The 14,792-nt window shown below is 52.0% G+C and carries 18 protein-coding genes; 9 read left to right on the forward strand and 9 right to left on the reverse strand.

Features of this window, described 5'->3' with window-relative positions; translation table 11 throughout:
- Positions 1-7: 7 nt before the first annotated feature.
- Entirely contained in the window at positions 8-382 is a 375-nt protein-coding gene (locus AFIDRAFT_RS07760; RefSeq protein WP_009338639.1) for a YkvA family protein, read from the forward strand.
- Positions 383-418: 36 nt separating this feature from the next.
- Here the strand turns inward: AFIDRAFT_RS07760 and AFIDRAFT_RS07765 are convergent, their stop codons facing one another.
- Entirely contained in the window at positions 419-634 is a 216-nt protein-coding gene (locus AFIDRAFT_RS07765; RefSeq protein ID WP_009338640.1) for a hypothetical protein, read from the reverse strand.
- 41 nt (positions 635-675) lie between these two features.
- Between AFIDRAFT_RS07765 and AFIDRAFT_RS19405 the strand changes: the two genes are divergently transcribed.
- Positions 676-1,200: a thermonuclease family protein gene (locus AFIDRAFT_RS19405; protein ID WP_083801625.1), complete on the forward strand. Its 525-nt coding sequence runs from the start codon at positions 676-678 to the stop codon at positions 1,198-1,200.
- A gap of 547 nt (positions 1,201-1,747) precedes the next feature.
- On the opposite strand, the gene AFIDRAFT_RS19415 is transcribed toward AFIDRAFT_RS19405, so the two are convergent.
- The 5 genes from AFIDRAFT_RS19415 to AFIDRAFT_RS07785 all read right to left on the reverse strand — a co-directional run bounded on the left by AFIDRAFT_RS19415 (position 1,748) and on the right by AFIDRAFT_RS07785 (position 5,074).
- Positions 1,748-2,065, reverse strand: coding sequence for a YMGG-like glycine zipper-containing protein (locus AFIDRAFT_RS19415; protein WP_083801627.1), 318 nt, complete (start codon positions 2,063-2,065; stop codon positions 1,748-1,750).
- 92 nt (positions 2,066-2,157) lie between these two features.
- Positions 2,158-2,463 (reverse strand): hypothetical protein, encoded by a 306-nt coding sequence (locus AFIDRAFT_RS19420; protein WP_009338641.1) that lies wholly within the window; start codon positions 2,461-2,463, stop codon positions 2,158-2,160.
- Between the two features lie 116 nt (positions 2,464-2,579).
- A complete protein-coding gene (locus AFIDRAFT_RS07775) occupies positions 2,580-3,209 on the reverse strand; it encodes a phosphatase PAP2 family protein (protein WP_009338642.1) in 630 nt (209 codons plus the stop codon).
- A 220-nt stretch (positions 3,210-3,429) separates the two neighbouring features.
- Positions 3,430-4,113 carry a phosphatase domain-containing putative toxin gene (locus AFIDRAFT_RS19425; protein WP_009338643.1) on the reverse strand — a complete coding sequence of 228 codons (684 nt, stop codon included), beginning with the start codon at positions 4,111-4,113 and terminating at the stop codon, positions 3,430-3,432.
- A gap of 199 nt (positions 4,114-4,312) precedes the next feature.
- Positions 4,313-5,074: a hypothetical protein gene (locus AFIDRAFT_RS07785; RefSeq protein WP_009338645.1), complete on the reverse strand. Its 762-nt coding sequence runs from the start codon at positions 5,072-5,074 to the stop codon at positions 4,313-4,315.
- A gap of 210 nt (positions 5,075-5,284) precedes the next feature.
- On the opposite strand from AFIDRAFT_RS07785, the gene AFIDRAFT_RS07790 reads away from it, so the two are divergent.
- Both AFIDRAFT_RS07790 and AFIDRAFT_RS07795 read left to right on the forward strand, forming a co-directional pair.
- Complete coding sequence (locus AFIDRAFT_RS07790; protein ID WP_009338646.1) at positions 5,285-5,788, forward strand: hypothetical protein; 504 nt, start codon at positions 5,285-5,287, stop codon at positions 5,786-5,788.
- Between the two features lie 597 nt (positions 5,789-6,385).
- Positions 6,386-7,792 carry a glycosyltransferase family 39 protein gene (locus tag AFIDRAFT_RS07795; protein ID WP_283804990.1) on the forward strand — a complete coding sequence of 469 codons (1,407 nt, stop codon included), beginning with the start codon at positions 6,386-6,388 and terminating at the stop codon, positions 7,790-7,792.
- Positions 7,793-7,886: 94 nt separating this feature from the next.
- Here AFIDRAFT_RS07795 and AFIDRAFT_RS07800 read toward each other — a convergent pair whose 3' ends face one another.
- The gene (locus AFIDRAFT_RS07800; protein WP_050789581.1) at positions 7,887-8,276 is read right to left on the reverse strand and encodes a hypothetical protein; all 390 of its coding nucleotides are present in this window, start codon (positions 8,274-8,276) and stop codon (positions 7,887-7,889) included.
- Positions 8,277-8,297: 21 nt separating this feature from the next.
- The gene (locus AFIDRAFT_RS07805; RefSeq protein ID WP_009338649.1) at positions 8,298-9,077 is read right to left on the reverse strand and encodes a COG4705 family protein; all 780 of its coding nucleotides are present in this window, start codon (positions 9,075-9,077) and stop codon (positions 8,298-8,300) included.
- Positions 9,078-9,219: 142 nt separating this feature from the next.
- On the opposite strand from AFIDRAFT_RS07805, the gene AFIDRAFT_RS07810 reads away from it, so the two are divergent.
- From AFIDRAFT_RS07810 to AFIDRAFT_RS07825, 4 genes are all read left to right on the forward strand, one after another.
- Positions 9,220-9,879 carry a response regulator transcription factor gene (locus AFIDRAFT_RS07810; RefSeq protein ID WP_009338650.1) on the forward strand — a complete coding sequence of 220 codons (660 nt, stop codon included), beginning with the start codon at positions 9,220-9,222 and terminating at the stop codon, positions 9,877-9,879.
- Positions 9,879-11,204: an ATP-binding protein gene (locus AFIDRAFT_RS07815; protein ID WP_009338651.1), complete on the forward strand. Its 1,326-nt coding sequence runs from the start codon at positions 9,879-9,881 to the stop codon at positions 11,202-11,204. Before AFIDRAFT_RS07810 ends, AFIDRAFT_RS07815 begins: the two co-directional genes overlap by 1 nt.
- 197 nt (positions 11,205-11,401) lie before the next feature.
- The gene (locus tag AFIDRAFT_RS07820) at positions 11,402-12,187 is read left to right on the forward strand and encodes a COG4705 family protein (protein ID WP_009338652.1); all 786 of its coding nucleotides are present in this window, start codon (positions 11,402-11,404) and stop codon (positions 12,185-12,187) included.
- 41 nt (positions 12,188-12,228) lie between these two features.
- Positions 12,229-12,996 carry a transporter gene (locus tag AFIDRAFT_RS07825; RefSeq protein ID WP_245258133.1) on the forward strand — a complete coding sequence of 256 codons (768 nt, stop codon included), beginning with the start codon at positions 12,229-12,231 and terminating at the stop codon, positions 12,994-12,996.
- 251 nt (positions 12,997-13,247) lie between these two features.
- Here the strand turns inward: AFIDRAFT_RS07825 and AFIDRAFT_RS07830 are convergent, their stop codons facing one another.
- Positions 13,248-14,168, reverse strand: a complete 921-nt coding sequence (locus tag AFIDRAFT_RS07830; protein WP_245258134.1) for a hypothetical protein — start codon at positions 14,166-14,168, stop codon at positions 13,248-13,250.
- Between the two features lie 390 nt (positions 14,169-14,558).
- Between AFIDRAFT_RS07830 and AFIDRAFT_RS07835 the strand changes: the two genes are divergently transcribed.
- Positions 14,559-14,789 (forward strand): helix-turn-helix domain-containing protein, encoded by a 231-nt coding sequence (locus AFIDRAFT_RS07835; RefSeq protein WP_009338655.1) that lies wholly within the window; start codon positions 14,559-14,561, stop codon positions 14,787-14,789.
- The last annotated feature ends 3 nt before the right edge of the window (positions 14,790-14,792 follow it).

Raw genomic sequence — 14,792 nt, forward strand, 5'->3', positions numbered from 1 at the left:
CGCCGATATGCTCGCACAAATGAAGCAATGGGCACGTCTTATTAAACGTGACGTTCATGCCATCTATCTCGCTAGCCGTGATCCGCGAGTGCCTTGGTATGCAAAGATACTCGGTATCGCTGTCGCCGCCTATGCCTTGTCGCCGATCGATCTGATACCCGATTTCATTCCGGTCTTGGGCTATCTAGACGACCTGATCATCGTGCCGCTGGGTGTCGCGCTCGTGGTGAAGCTGATCCCACCGGACGTCATGGCCGAACATCGCGAGCTAGCTAGCGCTGCGCAGGATCAACCCGTGAGCGTGACAGGGGCGACAGTGATTGTAGCAATCTGGATTTTGGCTGCGCTATCGGTCGGGTGGCTGATCTATAAGCGGGTTTAATTTAAGACCGATCTTGTAACGACCTATCAAATCCCGTCAAAACTTCGGCTTGTCGGTCTGTCCCATGAGCTCGGCAAGCTCCCCGATTGTTTCACCGCTTGGCGTTGGATTGTCGAGCAACTCCAAAATTCTTGCGTCTCGCTCACGCTCGGAGAGAGGCTTTTTATCTTCTACACCTTCGGAACGAGTCTTAGTTCCCACATTGCTGGTGTAGGGTGACCAGATGCGCTTGATGAAGGTTAGGAGAAGCATATGAGAAGCCTACAGCCAGTGAGCGAAAATCAACAACAATTATGAATAGCAAAATCGCTTTAACCGCTGCGCCACTCCTCTTATTAGCACTGCCCCCGACATACGCTGCTCAGAACAATATCGGCCAAGCGTCAGTTATCGACGGCGACACTATTGAAATTCACGGCCAGCGCATTCGGCTGTGGGGCATCGACGCTCCGGAATCCTCCCAGCTTTGTCGTAACGGCAACAGCGATTTGTATCGATGCGGAGCCGAGGCAGCCAACACGCTCTCTGCGTTCACATCGGGCAAGGTTGTGAACTGCGAGTCAGTTGATCGTGATCGGTATGGCCGAATCGTAGCGCGATGTTCAGTGAATGGTGTCGATATCGCGGAATGGCTGGTCAGGAACGGCCTAGCGTTGGATTGGCCCCGGTACTCACATGGCCGGTACGGTTCGGCTCAAGATGGTGCTCGTAGAGAAGAGAAGGGCATCTGGGCTGGGACGTGGACACCGCCATGGGAATACCGAGCTTGTGTTACCGGGGGCGGTCGTCCCTCAGCTTGTTCTGATGGGGAGAGGTGATGGAGAGATCATCCTCAAGACCGGCTACAGCAGAACATCAACCGCAATTCCAAATCGGTCCAATAGGTGTTCGCGTCCAGCAAGGACCGAAAGTCCCACCGTTGTATCGCCCCCTGTAAAAACCCGGTCTGCCGAAGTAGTGCCATTCAGCATCGTACCCGTAATAACTAGGCACAGGGTCGATATACCAAGGGCGGCGGCGGCGTTCACGGGCAATGCGCTGCAACGCTTGCTTTTGCATGTAGAGCGGCATGCTGTTGCTGAGTGGTTGCTGATAGCCCGGCAAGAAGCCATAGCCGTGCCCATGTGATTTAGGTCGTTTATGAGCTGGCGCAGCCAATGATGCGACCGATATCGACGTCAAGAGAACGGCAGCTATTAGACCGGCGAAGCGCGACATTCACGTACGATAGGCAGCAGGCTGTGAAATAGCCATTCAAATTCAAGTGCAAAGGCTCTTCAGCGCCCAACCCAGGTATTGCGGAGTGATGCTTGGGTCAAAACGAACTTCCGGTGACGCGCTATTCCTTTTCAATCCTATCGATGTTCAGTATCGTCCCCGATAGTAACGCTCGTCACACTCCGCAACATAGACGCTACCGTCCGGTGCACGATAGCGACACATCGGCGGACTATTTCGGTAAGGATTGGTAGAGTCGGCGACCGCTGCTCCAAGCAAGGCACCGGCTCCGGCCCCAAGAAGCGTACCGCCAACACCACCGCCGACAGCATTGCCGAGAAGAGCACCGGTTGCGCCGCCCAATACAGCGCCGGTCGCCGTTCGCTGCTCCGGTGGAGTATTCGCACAACCGGACAGCACGGTTGTAACGACTGCTGCTGCGATGATGGCTCTAAGTAGTTTCATTTAAACGCTTCCTCTCCCGTGAGGCGTGGCTTCCCACGCTTCTCGTCATCAATATTGGGTGGTCTTCGTAAGACAGGGCGATGGCTTGTCGCTCAGTATCCGTACCAACCACGGCGCCAGCCACCACCATAACCGTAGCCATAGCCGCCGTAATAACGGGGACGATAGTAGCGACGGTATGGCCGATCATAGCCGTATCCATACCCATAGTAACCGTAGGGCCGGTAATAGTCCGGCCGCCGCCAACAGCGTCCCCATTCGTCACAGACCAGTCGAACCTGTTCGATCGTTGATGCGACCGGCGCAGCTGACCCAATCGGCATCGCATTGGCGTCAGCAACCGTGGCGAGTGTGCCGACAGCCATAAAGCCCATGAAAGCGAGAACAACCTTCCGCATAGAAACCTCCATCGTAGATGCGGAAACCTAGGCTTCCTAAAATTAATGACGATTGAATGAATTGCGGACGGAACATGGCCGAGAGTCTGGTAGGGATACCACGCATTCCGCGTTAGCTACAGTATGGACGTGACAAACCGATCGATGCGCGTTCCCTCCCGATATAGCTGGTGGACCAGAATCGCAGCGAATATACCTGTCGCGGCTCCCCCGAGAACATCGCTCACATAATGCGTCCCGATATAAACGCGGGAGATACCCACCAGAACAGCGGCCACAAGGAACCAAAATCCCATTTGCTCCATCTTGTGTAGCAGAAACGCCGCCGCGATGGCGAAGGTCGCTGTCGCATGGTCGGAGGGAAATGACGGATCCGCGCTGGGGCTAATCAGCAGATACGAGATACCGCCGTCATAGGGCCGTATCCGATGAATGAACATTAAAATGATCTGGTTAATCGTTAGACCAAGCAGGAAGGAGAGCCCCGTCGCGACAAGAACGTGTCGGGTATGTGTTCTGTCCGGTCCTCGCCACCATTGCACGGCGACCGCCAGCACTAGAAGCGGCACGCTGATGGCAGATATCCAGATCATGAGGAAATCGACTGCGGTGCTCGCCCCGGTAAGGCCGTTGATGGCGCGAGTTGCGGCTACATCAAGATCGTATAGCGACACTTCAGTATCCTTTTCTTGCGGACGCCCAACGCGAGTTGGTGGTGGGCTAGCGATCTTGTCCCGGGGAGACATGGTAGGTTTTTCCAGCCGCCCTCGAATACAAATAAGGATCAGTACAGCCAGCATCGCGAAGGTCGCTTATTGTCACGACGGATACGATCTAACGTAGTCGGGAATTTTTGGCTAAGTCGAGACTCTCTCCAAATAGGGCGGGTAGTCACTTCCACACCAATGTAATAGTCAACAACGATTGGTGTTGCTCCAACAATCTACTTCCCGGTTATTTTTCGATTCAACGTTTCTCTTGATGATTCTCATTTTTAATCGAGCTGACCAAAAAGTGGTCCCACGTTTGATCCATAGCGACGGTCCGACTTCCGAGCCACGGGAAATGTCCGAATCTGAAGGATAATTGAGTCCCGGCAACTAATGCTGAGCGACCCGCCACTATTAACTCATACATCGCTGCAGCTAGACCGGCTCTATCTGCCCCGCCTTCGCAGTGAATTAATATCGGTTTCGGTGATTTGATTAATATATCCGAGAGCCGAGAGAGTTGCTGATCGGACAATTTCCGATTGGCGGATAGTGCGAGATCAACGTGTGTAATCCCTGCCTTATGAGTTGCCTCGATTTCCGCATCGTACCAATTTTTCCCGCCGTTATACCCGCGGAGATTTATGACGGTCCTTATCTTTTTATCGCCGATCAATTTTAAGAGCGCATTCGCAGACAGTTGGGCAGAACGATAGGCTTGTCCTTCTTCTATTGTATGAACATTGCCTGTCATTCGCAGATAACCAGCCCAAAGCAGCGCGCATACCGCCCCAAAAACGATCAAGCGAAGACATATTTTTCCAACCGCAATCCACGGACGGAAAGTTACTTGCTTTGTCGTTACGCTTACTTGGCCAAGATACCACAGACTCAACTGTGGTTTTGTGTGGGGTTTGATTTGATCGTTAAGCGAGGTCATCGACGCTTCGCTTTAAAAACTGTGGCTCCAAGGATGAGGGGGCAGCCGAATAAAAGGATTAACCCGCCGACCAAGGGAAATGCAGGGAGAAAATGAAGGATACTTGCGACGAATATAACCAATAACAAAGTGGCTAACGCTAAGTGCCCATCTGCGAAGGACGCGTTCGCGATACTGTGCACTACATCTGTAATGATTTTCATTCTGCTCGCCCCTCAATGGCCGCACCAAGGGTTGAGGCGGTGAGCAATGCTGTTCCGAAAAAAAGACAGACAAATGACAGGAGGGAGATGTCGTCGCTAGGCCACCAAACACCGATCCCCTGGCCGGTCCAGAGCACGCCGAAAGCGGAGAGAATAGCCCCCACACAAAATGTCAGAGCGTTATCAGATGCCGGGGCTATACGCTTACGAACACATAGCCAAACTATCAAAATCAACAGACACGAAGCTATGGCACCCAAAGCCGCGGAGAGAAAATGGCCGTGGTTCACCAGCCCCACCGCAGCGACAATGAAAGCAATCTCGACGCCTTCAAGCAGTACGACTTTGAACGCTGCCGCCGCTCCAGCCCATTTACTAAGAGCTCGTCTTGGATGGGTGTTTGATTGAAACGTGGTGTTCTTAAAATTTAAAACGATAGATTCATCGTCGCGTGAGGAGGTGCCAGCGAAACGAAGGATGGCTTTGCGAAGCGCTTCCATCCCGAGCAGCAAAACGAGCACACCGACGAGGGTTTGGAGATAATGAACTGGAGCTTTTGTAAGAAGTGGTCCGCAAAATAGGATCAAACATATCAATAGTAGGAGTGCGCAGACCGCACCGAAGAATGTCGGCATCCATCCTTTGAGGGTGCTGATCGCGAATACGATAGTGAGTCCTTCAACGACCTCAACGAGGGACGTTAGAAACGCCGATTCCAGAGCAGGAATGGCAAAAGCCAAAGTCGATGTCTCAACCATTCGGGTCTGGTGTCCGTCTTGCGATACATACTTGGCGTAAGCAAAGACCACGGCAGACTTAGTTATGTCTTAGGTGACAAATACTTGTTTCGATTGCTCCGTCATTTGCGATGTTCAAGCGGAGAGATGACGGTAATCCGTATTGCCGCCTTGCTTCCTCATTCTACTCTAAGTTTCGACTGCTTAGGTTTGGCAAGGAACGAGAGCATAATGGTAGGTAGCGATAAGGTATCTGCGAGAGTGGCCGATCTTGGCCAAGCCATCGTTCAGGCTCTCACCATGGCGTGTTCTAGCGCAATGCTAGGGCTTCTCGTTCTGATACCTACATTACTATCCTCTCCCGCTTGCGCCGAGACAGGGGCCGTCCGCTTTAAATTCTTCAAGGCGGGCTGGTTCGTTGGGGCGCAAACAGGTGCTGGGATTTTGGAGTTTCATGAGAAGATCTACCCCTTCCACATTAGCGGTATTAGCGCCGGATTGACGTTTGGCGGCTCCGCGACGGATTTGGTAGGAACTGCACGAAACATGCAGAAGCCGTCCGACATCGAAGGAATTTATACGGCGCTCGGCGCAGGCGTGGCAGTCATTAGAGGGATGCGGGCTATCCAAATGCGCAACGCAAAAGGAGTAATATTGACCTTAGAAGGCAAGCAACTAGGGCTTCAGTTTGATTTCGATCTAAGCGGAATGAGCGTCTCTATCAGCAGAGATTAATTTGACAGCCCATGGCTTGTCACAAATGACGAGTGATGCTGAATCCGAATCTGCCACCACAACTCTCAAACTACTTTTTTGTGCGAGCAAGCCTGGCGCTTCATTTGCAATTAAGTGATGCCCGGGGTCGTTACGATATTCGAGTTTGCTATAGGCATAGCGAGCGCTACTGATGACATCAGGGGTGTTGTTGCGCCAAATGACATGGCCTTGTTCGGCCGGCTTGATTGAAGCTGCGCGGCACGCCGTCCGCCAAGACATGCTCAGTCTCTAAGCCTGTACTAAGAATAGCACCGTAATCGCGCATCGAGTTGAGTTTCGACATTAGTCCAAAGCACGAATAAGCCATCGTTTTCACAGTGCGCAGGAACGTGCGCTGGTTAGTCGCTGCTCGTGACAAGGCTAACTTATACGGGCGCGCCAACTGTGTTCAATGTCGAAAAACAAAGCCAAATTACAGACACACTCCGGCTATTTTACACCAAGCAAAATTCCCTTCCAAATTGGTGTAGTGCGATACTGGTCGCCTGGCTTGATCGAGCGAATACGATCATCTACTTGCTGCCATTCCTATGCGCGTATTTGATCTTTGCCTCTGTGTTTTTCTGCGTCGCATACGCAAATTCCGATTTGCATTTTGACGTTCTCGAGACGTGGAACGTAGGCAGGTCATTTAATTGGGGCTTTTGGAAGCATCCTCCTTTGATGGGATGGATTGCTCACATTTGGAGCACGGTCTTTCCTCAAACGACTTGGTCGTTTCGTTGGCTTGCTATGGCCAATTCGACTGTTGGTCTCTTTTTTGTGGATCAGATTGTCCGGCGATTTGCACCTAATAATCGCCGGCTAATAGTTCTAATCTTGCTACTCCTGACCCCGGTCTATGATTTTCACGCTGAGAAATTCAATGCAAACGCTGTCCTCCTGGCAACGTGGCCTGCGGCAACTTACTGTTTCCTCCGATCGTTTGAAGAACGAAGCAATCCAATCTGGTCGATCGCGACAGGAGCTTTGTCGACACTCGCAATGCTCGGCAAATATTACTCCATCTTCTTAATTGTGGGATTTATCGTCGCGTCCCTGTTGCATCCAGAACGACGGCGGTACCTGCTGTCCTACCGTCCCTGGCTCGCAGTTTTGATTGGATGCCTTACGATTGCTCCGCACATCTTGTGGCTCGTGCGAACAGGCTTCAGCCCGTTTCAATATGCGCTCACTGAACACACTGGCAGGGGTCTCAATGTATCTCTCTGGAACGCAGTCCTGTTTTGGTTGACTAATCTTGGGTATCTCGTTCTGCCAGCCATTGCGTGGCAACTTATCAGACCGGGAAGAACAGCATTTTGGACTGATTTGCGTTCATTGGAATCAGGTCTCCTTCTCATCGCTATTATCTTCCTCACAGGAATATTGCTTCCTCCACTCATCGTATGCCTTATTGGGTCTGACTTGCCGGCGGCCTGGCATCTTCAAGCCCTCTTTATGCCGGTGGTGGTGGTCGTCTGCTCGTATAAGGGAAATGTGGCACCCCGCGAGTACATCCGGTTCATTCGAAATTTTAGCTGTCTTGCGCTCTTCGCGCTTGCGATGGCTCCTATCCATGCATTGTATAGGAACTACCATCCCTTACCTCGCGGACGTCAGTTTTATCATCGCGCAGCAGATCGCGTGTCTGCCATTTGGCAGCAAAACAACATGGGGCGATTAGCTTATGTAACTGGCGACGACGGCTTGGCTTTTGGCATGGCATTTTACGGCAAAGAACATCCGATCTACGAGCACGACATAATACCGACCGAAAATAGAAAATCTCTTTCAACTGGTGGCTTAGCGGTCCTCTGCTTTAGTGATGATGCATCCTGTGTTGCGCGGTTAAACGACGAGCATGCTCGCTATCAGAACGCCAAAACACAAAGCTTTATGGTTGGGTCGTCCCTATGGGGGCTTAAGGGGAGCACCAAAAGAGTCACGGTATTGATGATTCCTCTCTCCAATTCGCCTTAGCGGCATCGGTCCGTAACTCTTGTTGGTATTGGAAGTAGTCAAGCAGGCAATGGCCGACCGACTGCTTCGATTGCTTTTAATTAAGCTGTGGCCATCAGTTCATGACCGACATGAGGTCTGACAGCGTTTTCTTGCATTTGACTTGGTTTGGCGACGTCTCTCGCAGGGCGGTCAGTGCCCTATCGATCGCCTTATCGACGGCATGCCACTCAGCTGGTGCGCGAGGTTTGAGGCCTGCTTCAGCCTCATCCCATTGCAATTCAAGATCCTTGATTCGCGCTTTGGCGGCATTCAGATCGCCTTTGTCTACTAATGACGCTGTATCGAAAACGATGGCTTTGAATTTTGAGAGGTCACCCAATGTCGCCGTCGCTGATTTGGCTTCAATGGCATGCGCAGATTGACCTGAAAAAATAATCGGAAGTCCGACCCCCAAGAATAATACAATTAGGAAGGCTGCAAAAAGGACATATCTCATTTCCATTTCCCTTCTCGTGTCGCAGAATTATCGGGAGATTTGACGGGTGGATGCGGTGTCACGATCAGCCAGACTCAACCACGCGACGGCGGCGACTATGATTGAGAAGAACACGAGGCTGGTTGCTGACGCGCCAAATCCGAGCCCGCCATATTCCGTAGACTGAGAAAGCAGGTCGCCCAGAGAGGCGCCAAGCGGTCTGGTCAGGATGTAAGCAACCCAAAAGCAGAGCACTGGATTAAGCCCGATTACATAGACCGCATAGATTGCTATGATGAGGGCGGCGAATACGATCACGCCCAATCTAAAGCCAAGCCCGAGTGCTTCAGTACAAAGATCGCCGGCCGCAGTGCCGAGCGCAAATGTGAGAAGTATGGCACCCCAATAGAACGTCTCACGCCGGCGCGTATTAATGGTGTGAATTGAAAGTGTTCGCTCGGATCGATACCAAATGCTGAAAGCGGCAGCTAACAGGATCAAGAACGTCGCCGTACTGGCATACAAACTCACCCCAAGATTGTCGGTCAGGAGATCGGTGATTTGAGTGCCAACAATACTGACCAGTACGACGGTGGTCCAATAAAGTACGGGAACATAACGCCGGGAGATGAGCTGGCCGGCAAAGACGATCGTTAGAATCGCCATCATGAGGGTCGCGGTTCGTATCGTACCCAGCCCGACGTGAACGGCAAAATAGTCCGCTGCTGTCTCGCCAACGGTCGTTGAAAGAACTTTAATGATCCAAAAGGAGAGAGTGACCTCAGGCACCTTGTTAAGCAGAACTTGTAATGTGTTTTGTTTGTCCATCGTTCTAACCTCGGTAGCTTGCCTCCTGGGTTCTGATCGATGGGACTTAGACGGCCCTTAGGATTTTGGCAGCCTTTGCAATCACTAAGTGATTTCTAAGTCTACTAACGGACCGTCACTGTTCTCGCAGTGGAATAACGTGATGCGAACTCTTCTAATCGAAGATGACAAAATGATCGGCGAAGCCATAAAGCAGGCTCTGCAAGATGTCGCTTACGCTGTAGACTGGGTTCGAGATGTTGAGACCGCGTTGCTGGCGGTCAGATCAGAGCGCTATGCTATTGCTTTGCTTGATCTTGGATTGCCCGTGATAGATGGCCGACAATTTCTTCGCGATCTTCGCAGCCGTCAGATCGCGCTTCCAGTAATCGTCGTGACCGCCCAGGACAATGTCGAGAGCAGGATACAAGGCTTAGATCTGGGCGCTGACGACTACATGACCAAACCATTCGAGATGCGGGAACTTCTCGCAAGGATGCGTGCGGTGCTCCGTCGAGAGGGAAGTGGTGCCACCAGTCAGCTTAGTAACGGCACGCTACACCTCGATCCTGCTACGCACGAAGCGACATATAATGGTAAAACAGCTTCATTAACATCGCGGGAATTTTCTCTGCTTTATGCGCTGCTGGTTAGGCCTGGTGTAATCGTATCTCGGAGTGATCTCGAAAAAGAGATCTATGGGTGGAACGAAGAGGTGGAGAGCAACGCCATCGAATTCTTCATTCATTCTGTTCGTCGTAAATTTGATGCCTCGATAATTCGCAACGTTCGAGGCATCGGTTGGATGGTTGATCGGCAGTGATGACAAGATCGCTACGACAAAACCTGTTCATCGGAATCGTGGGAGCAGTTATTCTTACCGGGGGCCTGGCTGGGTATCTGGTCTATAATTGGGCCTACGATGAAGCAATCGAGATGCAAGACTCGGTTCTGTTACAGATTGCTTCGGTGGCGCGGTCTCACGATCAGGACGTTACAACGGTAACTGAATTGAACGGGGTAGACGCTGATACGCACACTGTCCTCGTTCAGGAAGGGAAGGACGCGAACTCCACGCAATTTCGTTCTCTTTGGTCGCTATCTTCAGGCTTGCAAGATACAACCATTGAAGGGGTCTTTTATCGCGCGTTTCTGTCTGAACGATCATCTGGACCACGTTTTGCAGTGCTGCAGCAAACATCGGTTCGGGAGGAAATTGGTTCTGGTATGGCATTGAGGGTTATCGGGCCCATGTTGGCCCTGATACCGGTTATGACCATTCTTATAGCTATTGTGGTGGCGCAATCATTCAAACCGCTTGTACAACTCTCGCATCAGGTTGATGCGCGCAATGCAAACGAATTGAATCCCCTGCCTCTCGTGCATGCTCCAAGCGAATTGCAGCCGTTTCTCATTTCATTAAATCGGCTATTTGAGCGCGTCCGAGAGCTTTTGGATAAGCAGCAGAAAATAATTGCAGACGCCGCTCATGAGCTTCGTACCCCCATCACCGCACTTAGTATTCAGGCAGAAAATCTAGACGCTACTGCGCTTCCTGAAGATGCACGCTCTCGCGTAGAAGCATTGAAGTCTGGTGCCATCAGAACCAAGCATCTGCTTGAGCAGCTTCTTGCCATGGCAAGGCAGGAAAACGGCGCCTCCTTAAATCAAAAAATAGAAATCGGAGAGATCGCAAAGACTGCCGTCATCAACCTTATCGAATCTTCAAATCGGAAAGAGATTGACCTTGGGCTAGAGCAAGGTGAACCAATTCAAGTTTGCGCAGAGAAAATCACGATCGAAGTTTTGCTCAGGAATATTATTGATAACGCAATCAAGTATACGCCGAAAGGCGGAAAGATCGATATTCGGTTACGCCGGAAGAATGATCTCGCAGTGATTTCAGTAGAGGATACAGGCCCAGGCATTGTCGACGATGAACTTGAGTCAGTATTTGCTCCCTTTGTGAGGGGCGGGTCTAAGGAAGGCGATGGAAGCGGCCTCGGCCTTTCGATCGTTCGACGCATTGTGGACCAACTAGGTGGGACCGTAACGCTATTAAACAAAGCCGGGCGAGGCGGCTTAATCGTAACCGTCGAGATTCCCATTGAGATCAAATCAGCAGTGAACGTTGCAAACTTGGCTTGAAGAGTCTTTTTTGTGCCAGCGGTCAACATGGCCGGAACTTAATATGGCCGTTTTAGAATCATCAAATTTGGTTCGAGAGAATTTCCATCGCGCTTCGTGCCTAACTCCTTTCTAAGTTTTCTGGACCAAAGCAGCGCAAGATCCCTGCAAGTCATATGATGGCTTGTTCTTGTCGCTCTTTAGGAAAGCATAGCCACATGCAACCAGAAGCCATCAAGAATTCGTATGTTAAAGTCCCTGCGGTAACGTTAGGGTTTTGGATTATCAAGATTCTTGCGACGACTCTTGGAGAAACTGGCGGCGACGCAGTTACTATGAGCGTCTTCCATGCCGACACCAACGCGCACAACGGCGGATACTTAATCGGTACCGGGATTTTCCTTGCCGTGTTTGTCGCGGCGGTTGCGGCTCAGATCTTCGCGAAGAAATTTAATCCTTGGATCTACTGGCTTGCCATCGTGGCGTCGACGACCGTGGGCACGGCCTTGGCGGATTTCTTCGACCGTTCGTTGGGAATCGGATACACGGGCGGAGCATCGATCCTCTTCCTTTGTGTTATGGCGTCCCTGGCGGTCTGGTATTTTGCCATGGGAAGCATCGACGTTCACACCGTCACGGCTCCCAAGGTCGAGATATTCTATTGGATCACGATCACGTTCTCGCAGACTCTCGGCACGGCCCTCGGCGACTGGCTCGCCGATATGGGTGGGCTTGGCTATGACGGAGGTGCGCTGGTTTTTGGGGCCGCGCTCTTGATCGTCGCAGCCCTGTATTATTGGACGAACGTTTCACACGTGCTCCTTTTCTGGGCTGCATTCATATTGACTAGACCGCTCGGAGCCACCGTCGGCGATTTTCTGGACAAGCCATTGGCGCACGGCGGCTTGGCGTTGAGTCGATACACAGCATCGGCAGCCCTTGCCGCATTCATCGTCGCCTCCATAGCTCTGCTGCCACAGCGGGCGGGGCGACATCCAACATAATCACGGTCAAGCTCCCACAACGGCTAAACCGCGGGGACGTCGTGAGCGAAGTTTTGGGAGGAACCATTTGGCGTCGGATTGGCCTCGCTACTTTGGTGGTGAGCCTAGCCATTATGCGATCGCTCCCGGCGATCGCTGGTCCACCCTATCAGTCGGACGATCCGGAACCGACCGACTATGGTCACTACGAAATTTACGCTTTCAATAAAGGTACCAGTTCCAAAGGTGATCTCTCGGGAGCAAGCGGCATCGATTTCAATTACGGCGCGGCACCCAATCTACAGATCACTGCAACGCTTCCGGTCGGATTTGACTTTCCTTCGAATGGGACGACCGCTTTCGGACTCAGCAATATAGAGATTGCCGCCAAATACCGCTTTCTGCATCAGGATACATTCAGCCTTGACGTCGCTGTGTTCCCACGAGTCTTTCTACCCAGCGGGTCCCAACAGGTTGGCGACAAGCAGGCCTCCTTTCTACTTCCAATTTGGGTACAGAAGGACTGGGGCAAGTGGTCGGCGTTTGGAGGCGGTGGGTGTCAGTTCAGCGCCGCCGGGCGCTCCCATGATTTCTGCATTTATGGTGCTACCTTGACTCAACAGGTCTTGCCCAAGTTACAGCTAGGCGTCGAACTGTTTCATCAAACCGCTGATCGGGTAGGCACCGCCTCGACCACCAGCCTAGGGATCGGAACAAAATACGATCTGAATGAGAACATCCATCTGCTCGGCTACGCCGCAAAGGGAATTCAGAATACACAGACTGTGAATCAGTACTCATGGTACGCTGCCGTTTTATTCACATTCTGACCACGGAGTAATCCTCCGAATATTTCGCTCGCAGGACTGAACCTCGATCATCGACGGCGACACTATCGATATCCACGGCCAGCGCATTCGGCATGTGTTGCTGCCGGTGGCCGTCCCGCACCCTGCTCTGATGGAGAGAGGTAGGAAGCTTCATTGAAGAAACTGATCCTTGATATAGCCCGCCACACACCATCCAGCAGATATCGCGGCAAACGCGAGCATCAGCTGAAGGATATATTCCATCGCGGTAGCTATCGGCTTCGGTCGTCCTCTCCGTTTCGACCAAAGAGCAAATACCCAATAACGGCAATGATCGCGCTGCCAGTGAAGAGCTGAAGCACTGTCACACTGCAAGTAAGTGAGATGTTGCTGGTCTTTTTCCAATTTAACCAAGCACACCACACGGCAGCAATGAGATAGATCAGCGCCATAGCGGCAAACGTAGCAGAGGTACCGGCGTTCGCTGCCGCGTCGTTATGTGAGTTAACAGCGCTGAGAGCGAAGAGCCCTCCGAGCATGTAAATCAGGAGTGCTCCCGCACAGAGCGATAGGGCAATGTACGTTGACGACAATCGCCAGAAGTAAAGATCGACGGCACGCAAGCCGCGAACCGTCGCTACAATCCATCCAGTAAACGAAGCTGGGATGATGAGGATGCCGATAGCACGAACCAGCGTGTTCGGCGTTGCAATAGCTGAAATTGCCAATGGTGCAGAGGCGAGGAATGCGAATAGCATCACAATGCCTGACCAGTCGGCGGCATTTCTTGGTGCAGCGCCATGAAGAGATTTGAGCGCTGCATCTTTCAAAGTGACATTCGCTCCGTCAGTAACCTGTAGGGCGACTTGCTTGTTTAGCCTGAATATCCAGAAGGCAATCGCCACCAAACCGGCAATCAAGATTGACATCCAAATAGTGAGCGTTGAGTTCGCTAGTATGGTTGAAGTCGCAGTGTTGGCGTTTCGAGGCTGATAGTCAGCGGCCTGCGCTTGGCGTTGCCGTTCTTGCTTTTGCTGAATCCGGGCTGGTCTCTCGGCCCGGAATTCATCGGCGGATGGCTGAGAGGCAGCGCTACCCGGCGAAGCCAGCGATGGCGGTACGGCTGGCTGGGTGGGTACAGGCGTTGCGACGTTAGGGGCGTTGGCAGAGTTGTCTGGGAAATAGTTTCCCATCTCAGATCGCCGGTGCCTCGCGGGACCTTGACCGTTCTCTACGGTGTTTTCTGCACATCGCGATATGAGAGGCTTAACGCGAGAATCTGAGGGCAATATTGCTTGATCGACCAGGTAGCGGATACTCAAGCCGTTCTGAGCCAATTGCGCGCTGACGCATCGGAACGTCGTCGGAGATAGCTGGTGCCAGGCAAAGTTGGCGACAGCCACAGGCTCGGAAATCTGCTGGGCTTCAGTCGCGGATATAGAGGAACCAAACAGTAGTACGGCGACGGCAGCAGCAATGCGCATGGAACCCCCAAAGATAAAATATAATGACGGTTTAAGACGACATACATTTGTCGGTTTAAACCGGTGTCGCTATAACCGACAACAGATTTTTCTTGGCGCATGGATTTGCGCCGTACCTTTGCAGCCAATGTGGTTAAGCTGAGAGCCGAGAGGGGCATCTCTCAGGAGGAATTGGCCCATCTGGCCGAGATTAACCGGTCGTATCTGAGCGACCTTGAGACCGGTAAAACGTACGTCGGCCTCGAGATAATGGGCAAAATAGCCGACGTTCTCGGGGTGGAAGGGGCCGACCTTCTGAAGAAGATCAAGCCCTCCCCCAAGCGCAAGTGACTC

The sequence above is a fragment of the Afipia sp. 1NLS2 genome, from assembly GCF_000178995.1.
Classification (GTDB): domain Bacteria; phylum Pseudomonadota; class Alphaproteobacteria; order Rhizobiales; family Xanthobacteraceae; genus Afipia.

Excerpts from the sequence above, each read along its gene's own strand:
- AFIDRAFT_RS07775 (WP_009338642.1), bottom strand. The coding sequence starts at position 3,209 with ATGTCTCCCCGGGACAAGATCGCTAGCCCACCACCAACTCGCGTTGGG.
- AFIDRAFT_RS19405 (WP_083801625.1), top strand. The coding sequence starts at position 676 with ATGAATAGCAAAATCGCTTTAACCGCTGCGCCACTCCTCTTATTAGCA.
- AFIDRAFT_RS07815 (WP_009338651.1), top strand. The coding sequence starts at position 9,879 with ATGACAAGATCGCTACGACAAAACCTGTTCATCGGAATCGTGGGAGCA.
- AFIDRAFT_RS07835 (WP_009338655.1), top strand. The coding sequence starts at position 14,559 with ATGGATTTGCGCCGTACCTTTGCAGCCAATGTGGTTAAGCTGAGAGCC.
- AFIDRAFT_RS07830 (WP_245258134.1), bottom strand. The coding sequence starts at position 14,168 with ATGGGAAACTATTTCCCAGACAACTCTGCCAACGCCCCTAACGTCGCA.
- AFIDRAFT_RS07805 (WP_009338649.1), bottom strand. The coding sequence starts at position 9,077 with ATGGACAAACAAAACACATTACAAGTTCTGCTTAACAAGGTGCCTGAG.
- AFIDRAFT_RS07820 (WP_009338652.1), top strand. The coding sequence starts at position 11,402 with ATGCAACCAGAAGCCATCAAGAATTCGTATGTTAAAGTCCCTGCGGTA.
- AFIDRAFT_RS07785 (WP_009338645.1), bottom strand. The coding sequence starts at position 5,074 with ATGGTTGAGACATCGACTTTGGCTTTTGCCATTCCTGCTCTGGAATCG.
- AFIDRAFT_RS07760 (WP_009338639.1), top strand. The coding sequence starts at position 8 with ATGCTCGCACAAATGAAGCAATGGGCACGTCTTATTAAACGTGACGTT.
- AFIDRAFT_RS19415 (WP_083801627.1), bottom strand. The coding sequence starts at position 2,065 with ATGAAACTACTTAGAGCCATCATCGCAGCAGCAGTCGTTACAACCGTG.
- AFIDRAFT_RS19425 (WP_009338643.1), bottom strand. The coding sequence starts at position 4,113 with ATGACCTCGCTTAACGATCAAATCAAACCCCACACAAAACCACAGTTG.
- AFIDRAFT_RS07790 (WP_009338646.1), top strand. The coding sequence starts at position 5,285 with ATGGTAGGTAGCGATAAGGTATCTGCGAGAGTGGCCGATCTTGGCCAA.
- AFIDRAFT_RS07800 (WP_050789581.1), bottom strand. The coding sequence starts at position 8,276 with ATGGAAATGAGATATGTCCTTTTTGCAGCCTTCCTAATTGTATTATTC.
- AFIDRAFT_RS19420 (WP_009338641.1), bottom strand. The coding sequence starts at position 2,463 with ATGCGGAAGGTTGTTCTCGCTTTCATGGGCTTTATGGCTGTCGGCACA.
- AFIDRAFT_RS07810 (WP_009338650.1), top strand. The coding sequence starts at position 9,220 with ATGCGAACTCTTCTAATCGAAGATGACAAAATGATCGGCGAAGCCATA.
- AFIDRAFT_RS07765 (WP_009338640.1), bottom strand. The coding sequence starts at position 634 with ATGCTTCTCCTAACCTTCATCAAGCGCATCTGGTCACCCTACACCAGC.